At 41.7% G+C, this 6,231-nt stretch carries 7 protein-coding genes; 2 read left to right on the plus strand and 5 right to left on the minus strand.

Translation table 11 applies throughout. The features are described 5' to 3' along the window. Positions 1-34: 34 nt before the first annotated feature. Entirely contained in the window at positions 35-1,144 is a 1,110-nt protein-coding gene (locus PSE72_RS09695) for a branched-chain amino acid ABC transporter substrate-binding protein (protein ID WP_004908157.1), read from the minus strand. A 379-nt stretch (positions 1,145-1,523) separates the two neighbouring features. Between PSE72_RS09695 and panM the strand changes: the two genes are divergently transcribed. Together panM and gloA2 are read left to right on the plus strand one after the other, a co-directional pair. Further along, the gene (gene panM / locus PSE72_RS09700; protein WP_115167941.1) at positions 1,524-1,928 is read left to right on the plus strand and encodes an aspartate 1-decarboxylase autocleavage activator PanM; all 405 of its coding nucleotides are present in this window, start codon (positions 1,524-1,526) and stop codon (positions 1,926-1,928) included. Beyond that, positions 1,925-2,311: an SMU1112c/YaeR family gloxylase I-like metalloprotein gene (gloA2, locus tag PSE72_RS09705; protein ID WP_115167942.1), complete on the plus strand. Its 387-nt coding sequence runs from the start codon at positions 1,925-1,927 to the stop codon at positions 2,309-2,311. The genes panM and gloA2 overlap by 4 nt, the downstream gene beginning before the upstream one ends. 109 nt (positions 2,312-2,420) lie before the next feature. On the opposite strand, the gene rpoH is transcribed toward gloA2, so the two are convergent. From rpoH to ftsY, 4 genes are all read right to left on the minus strand, one after another. Beyond that, positions 2,421-3,299 carry an RNA polymerase sigma factor RpoH gene (rpoH, locus tag PSE72_RS09710; protein ID WP_004908152.1) on the minus strand — a complete coding sequence of 293 codons (879 nt, stop codon included), beginning with the start codon at positions 3,297-3,299 and terminating at the stop codon, positions 2,421-2,423. Between the two features lie 257 nt (positions 3,300-3,556). Beyond that, a complete protein-coding gene (gene ftsX, locus PSE72_RS09715; RefSeq protein WP_004908150.1) occupies positions 3,557-4,534 on the minus strand; it encodes a permease-like cell division protein FtsX in 978 nt (325 codons plus the stop codon). Then, positions 4,527-5,192 (minus strand): cell division ATP-binding protein FtsE, encoded by a 666-nt coding sequence (ftsE, locus tag PSE72_RS09720; protein ID WP_004908148.1) that lies wholly within the window; start codon positions 5,190-5,192, stop codon positions 4,527-4,529. The genes ftsX and ftsE overlap by 8 nt, the downstream gene beginning before the upstream one ends. A 6-nt stretch (positions 5,193-5,198) precedes the next feature. Next, positions 5,199-6,231: signal recognition particle-docking protein FtsY (ftsY, locus tag PSE72_RS09725; protein WP_272690953.1), on the minus strand; the 1,033-nt coding region annotated here is incomplete at its 5' end.

A 6,231-nucleotide genomic window follows, 5' to 3' on the forward strand; every position in this document is an offset into this window, starting at 1 on the left:
GTTCTTATTCACTATGCTGGAACACTGCTGAGTACTATTTTACAGAGGTGGAAGTCCCATCTTTGTGCCACTCAAATACACCAAACTCAAACCCTTTCAGGTCACCGTTTGGCTGCCAGCTTAATGTTCCCATGACAGTTTCGACCGGATTTGCTTTCAGGTCTTTCACTAAATCTTCAGGCTCAATACTGCCAGTACGCTCCATTGCCGTCGTTAAACCTTGGATAGCAGCATAAGTTGTCCAAACAAATGGCCCTGTTGGGTCTTCTTTCTTCGCTTTGATGGCATCAACAATTGGTTGGTTAGTCGCAACTTGGTCGTAACGTTTTGGTAAAGTTACCAACATGCCCTCAGAGGCATCACCTGCAATATTTGATAATGAAGAGTTACCGACGCCTTCAGGCCCCATAAAGCGAATATTCAAGCCAGCTTGCTTCGCTTGGCGTAAAATTTGCCCCATCTCTGGGTAATATCCCCCAAAGTAAACAAAATCAACATTCTCTTTCTTCAATTTTGCCACTAAAGCGGAAAAGTCTTTGTCACCCGCCGTTACCCCTTCAAACATCACTTCTTTAACGCCAGCTTTATTGAGGCTTTCACGTACAGAACGGGCTAAACCTTCCCCATATTGTTGTTTGTCATGCACAACAGCAATACGAGTTGGTTTGATATCTTCCATAATAAACTTAGCTGCAGTGGGTCCTTGGTCCGAATCCAAACCGGTTGTACGCAGAACCATTTGATAACCACGTGTAGTTAAATCCGCATTAGTTGCAGCTGGGGTGATCATAATGACACCTTCATCCTCATAAATATCGGATGCCGGCTGTGTTGAAGAGGAACATAAATGCCCAATAACATGGCGTATACCATCGTTAATCACTTTATTTGCCACCGCAACCGCTTGTTTCGGGTCACAGGCATCGTCATATTCTACTGCCACTAATGTGTTTCCATTAATGCCACCTTTAGCATTAATATCTGCGATCGCTTGGCGTGCCCCTGTAAATTCCATATCACCATATTGAGCTACAGGCCCTGACATCGCGCCAACAACCGCTATTTTAATTTCCTTTGCCCATCCTGCTGAACTGAATGCCATCGCAATACAGCCCGCTAATAATGCTTTATTCATATTCTTCATTTTATCGTCCCCGTCTTCGTGGTTCTGAGTGTTTGTGTTTGATTTGTAGTAGATTATTATAGTTGACAGGTACAATGCCTGAGATTTCAAAATACAGCGAATAAGGCTATATATTTCATAACATTAAACAAGATAATTATGCTAAATAGCAAATGTATATGGCAGGTTTTTACATTAGAAGCAGAATAAAAAACTGATGTGTTAAAGTAGGTTTTTTGTAAATACTAGTGTTATATTCGGGTTAAATTTAAATTAATCCGAGTGAAATTCGGAAAATTCAGTATCACCAAATTTTTCTCTCTAAAATCAAAAAATCGGTTGTAGATCACTCTGGCAGGATGAGTGACTGCAACTCTTACAGGGAAACAAACAAAATATCATGAGACTCACTATTATCCCGCTGGTCAATCCTACTGAGCAACAATATCTGGACTTACATAAAATCTGGCCTGACCAGAGCCCTTTTGAGCTAGCCAAAATGTGCAAAGCAGGTGACCTATTCTATGCCGCCCGTTTTAATGAACGCCTTCTTGGAGCTGCAAAAATTACGGTGGATCATAACACTGCCACTTTGCAGGATTTTTGCGTACGAGAGGTCACTCGCCGACGCGGTGTTGGCTCATATTTATTAGAAGAAATTTGCCAAGCTATTCCTGACATTACACTATGGAAATTTGATATTAGCGGGGTAGCCCTACAAGAAAAAGAAGCGGTGCGGCTATTCTTGGCTGCTAATGGCTTCAATACCACTACACAACCTGATATATGGGAAAAAACAGCATGAAGTTAAATAAAATTCATCATGTTGCTATTATCGCATCCAATTTTGAGGTTAGTAAGGACTTTTATTGCCGTATTTTGGGTTTGAATCTACTTGAAGAACATTACCGCCCAGCAAATAATTCATGGAAAGCGGACTTAGCCTTTGGTGAACATTACCAAATTGAATTATTCAGTTTTGTTAATCCACCAGCGAGGCTGAGTTATCCCGAAGCCACAGGGCTGCGTCATTTAGCCTTCAGTGTTGATGATTTAAATAAATGGGTCACTTATTTAACTGAGCAAGGTGTGACTTGTGAGGCCATACGCATCGACCCCTATACCCAAAAGCGTTTTACATTTTTCACAGATCCCGATGGCTTACCGCTAGAGTTATACGGTGATTAATTGAACAATAAAAAATGTAAAAGTAGAAATGATTATCTGCATTTATCCACCTCTTAACGGGTAATAAATGCAGATAATTTTAGTGAACAACGAATTGGCCAGTCATAAATTACATTTCGCTATCTTCGTCTTCTTCCATCGCCAAACGTAACTTCTTCATTGCGTTCTTTTCAAGCTGACGAACACGCTCTGCAGAAACACCGTATTTATCAGCGAGTTCTTGCAACGTCGTTTTGTTGTCATCATCTAACCAACGAGCTCGGATGATATCCTGACTGCGCTCGTCCAAAGAATCCAACGCATCAGCTAAGCGGTCAGTTGCATGGCTTTCCCAATTATCATCTTCAATTGAGCCAGCAAAGTCTGATGCTTTGTCTTGTAAGTATAAGACTGGGGCTACAGGGCCACCAAAATCACTGCTGTCATCGTCATCTGACATATCAAATGCCATGTCTTGTGCAGCCATACGTGATTCCATTTCACGCACATCTTTAGTACTTACCCCTAACTCTTGGGCAACCATATCAACTTCATCCTGGTTAAACCAACCAAGACGTTTTTTATTCTTTCTTAAGTTAAAGAATAGCTTACGTTGCGATTTTGTTGTCGCGACTTTGACAATACGCCAGTTACGTAAAACGTATTCATGAATTTCAGCTTTGATCCAGTGAACCGCAAAAGAAACAAGACGAACACCAACCTCAGGATTGAAACGACGCACAGCTTTCATCAGGCCGATATTACCTTCCTGAATTAAGTCAGCTTGTGGTAAACCATACCCTGCATAACTACGAGCAACATGAATAACAAAGCGCAAGTGCGATAAGATCAGTTGCTTTGCAGCATCCAGATCACCATGGTAATGCAGCCGTTCAGCAAGTTCCTTTTCTTCCTCAGCGGTGAGCATCGGGTAAGCATTAGCAGCCCGAACATAGGCTTCAATACTTCCTTGTGGAACAAGAGCTAATGATTGCATGTCTTTGGTCATTCAGATCCTCAATAAAATAATAGGAAACAGATTAGTTTGTATTGATAACCGCATTGGTTAGCCATGAGGTAAACATTTTTAGTCTACCAGTTTAACCGCGTTAAATAAATTATATACAAAATTTGTTAACAGTAGGTCAATGTAGGACAAAACAATTCAGACTAAGTTCATTTTTAACGAAAATTTGCAATAGAATCAAAGAGTCATGATATAATCAAACCATGACTCTTTAATAAAAATGATGAAAAAACAACATATTACTCAGGTGTAAAGTGTCGTAAATGTTGAAGTGTTGCCAACCATGCCGCTATCCAACCAACCATAGCGGATAACAGTAGAATCAATAAAGACTCTTCCCATAACAATCCTTCAATCTGAAATTGCGTACCAAATACACTGGCTACTTTTGCCACACCGTCAGCTAACTGCCAAACAAGTAGAAAGGTCATAATTAGGGAAATAATGGCACCTAATGCACCCAATACAAGGCCACCATTTAAAAATGGCCTCATGATAAACCCATCAGTAGCACCAATTAACTTCATCACATTAATCGTATCGCGGCGAGCAAAAATATTGAGCCGTACGCTATTACCTATCACAAGGAATAGTGACACAATCATTAAAACCCCAATGACAGAAGCGACTTTCCCAACCAAACCCGTTAGTGCAGCTAACCGCGCAAACCAGCTATCATCCATGCGAACTTCTTCAATGCCATCGACTTGGCTGACTCTATCACGCAGTGTTATTAATACATTAGAACCTTCAAAATCAATTTTAGGCGTAATTATTGCGACTGCAGGCAGTGGGTTTTCCTCTAGCATATCGAGTGCAGTACTAAAACCGGACCAACTGCGAAACTCACTCATGGCTTGGTCACGTGAAAGGTAATTCACATGGTCAACCCCATCAAGAGCCTGCAGTTGTGTTACTACATTTTGCCCGCCTTGTTCATCAAGGGATTTATCCAGATAAACAGTGAGTTGTGGTGTTGGATACCATTGCTCCGCGGCTTGCGAAACGTTTTTCCACACAATATAACAAAGGCTCGGTAATGTGAGTGAAATCGCAATAACCATGATAGTCAAAAAGGTGGCCAAAGGCTGTCTTAGCATGTCAGCGAGCGCATTCAACCACGAGTAACGCCACTGCTCTTTCCAACCGCCTTTTAATGCTTTACTTTTCGATTGCTTGGCTCGTTCCGGCTTGCTTTTACGGACATTCTTAGCCATGTTGACCTCCAAGCATACGGCCTTCACTCAATGTAAGAACACGGCAGTTACGACGCTCAATCAATGCAATATCATGGGTCGCCATTAAAACGGTCACCCCTACACGATTAAATTCTTCGAATAAACGCATGATTCCTTCAGACAATTCACCATCAAGGTTACCTGTCGGTTCATCCGCTAATAACATCGTTGGCTTATTCACCACCGCTCGGGCAATACCGACACGTTGTTGCTCCCCACCAGATAACTGAATTGGGAAGTTTTTCGCTTTGTCCAATAACCCAACTTTATCCAATGCGGCAGAAACTCGCCGACGAATATCCTCGGTACTGGCACCAGAAATGATTAGCGGCATTGAGACATTGTCATATACCGTTCGATCAAATAACAGGTGGTGATCTTGAAAAATCATCCCGATCTGCCGGCGCAGAAACGGGATCTCTCGATTTTTCAAGCGGCTGATATCATGACCATTGAATAAAATATGACCCGCACTTGGGCGTTCAATTCCACAAATCAATTTAAGTAATGTACTTTTACCTGCGCCTGAGTGGCCTGTTAGAAATGCCATTTCTCCAGGTTGAAGATGAAAATCAACCCCTTGGAGTGCTTGGCGGCCACCGCGATAAGCTTTACTAACGTGTTCAAAGCGAATCATCGAAAATTATTCCTCTCGGGCAAATAGAGCCTCGATAAAGTCATCTGCTTTAAATGGACGTAAATCTTCAATACCCTCACCAATACCAATATAACGAATTGGAATACCAAATTGGTCGGCAATAGAGAAAATTACGCCACCTTTTGCTGTGCCATCGAGCTTAGTCAATGTTATACCTGTTAAACCGACCGCATCATCAAAAAGTTTTGCCTGACTTACCGCATTTTGTCCAGTACTTGCATCTAGCGTTAACATAATTTCATGGGGAGCATTTTCATCGAGTTTTTTCATCACCCGGACAATTTTTTTCAACTCTTCCATCAAGTGCGATTTATTTTGTAAGCGCCCAGCGGTATCTGCAATTAAAACATCAACCCCTTTCGCCTGCGCTGATTGAATCGCATCAAAAATAACCGATGCAGGATCTGCGCCAGTATGTTGAGCGACCACAGGGATCTTATTGCGCTCTCCCCATACTTGAAGTTGCTCAACGGCTGCTGCACGGAAAGTATCCCCCGCGGCTAACATGACGCTTTTCCCTTCCGACTGATATTGACGTGCTAGTTTACCAATTGTTGTCGTTTTCCCGACCCCGTTAACACCAACCATAAGAATAACATAGGGTTTTTTGTCTTCAATCACGAGTGGTTTATCCACTTTCGCTAAAATATCAGACATTTCCTCACGCAATTTGCCATATAACGCTTCTGCATCCTTGAGCTCTTTACGGCTCGCATGTGCCGTTAAGTTATCAATGATTTTGCGAGTGGTATCAACACCGACATCAGCAATCAATAGCTGCTCTTCAAGCTCTTCAAATAAGTCATCATCAATTTTTTTACCTGAAAACAGCCCAAAAAAACCTGAACCTAAATTCTGGCGAGTTTTTAATAACCCTTTCTTTAGCCTAGCAAAGAAACCTTCTTTTTTAGGTTTTTCTTGCTCTGTTGGTAAATTATTTTTTTCTTCTTCTAAACGTAAGCGCTCAGCTTCAGCTTCTTCCTCTGCAATTCTTGCTTCTTCGGCGGCTTGTTCTTCC

It is taken from the genome of Providencia sp. PROV116 (assembly GCF_028482485.1).
GTDB lineage: Bacteria > Pseudomonadota > Gammaproteobacteria > Enterobacterales > Enterobacteriaceae > Providencia > Providencia rettgeri.

Coding starts and splice junctions, on each gene's coding strand:
- PSE72_RS09695 (WP_004908157.1), bottom strand. CDS start 1,144: ATGAAGAATATGAATAAAGCATTATTAGCGGGCTGTATTGCGATGGCA.
- ftsE (WP_004908148.1), bottom strand. CDS start 5,192: ATGATTCGCTTTGAACACGTTAGTAAAGCTTATCGCGGTGGCCGCCAA.
- gloA2 (WP_115167942.1), top strand. CDS start 1,925: ATGAAGTTAAATAAAATTCATCATGTTGCTATTATCGCATCCAATTTT.
- panM (WP_115167941.1), top strand. CDS start 1,524: ATGAGACTCACTATTATCCCGCTGGTCAATCCTACTGAGCAACAATAT.
- ftsX (WP_004908150.1), bottom strand. CDS start 4,534: ATGGCTAAGAATGTCCGTAAAAGCAAGCCGGAACGAGCCAAGCAATCG.
- rpoH (WP_004908152.1), bottom strand. CDS start 3,299: ATGACCAAAGACATGCAATCATTAGCTCTTGTTCCACAAGGAAGTATT.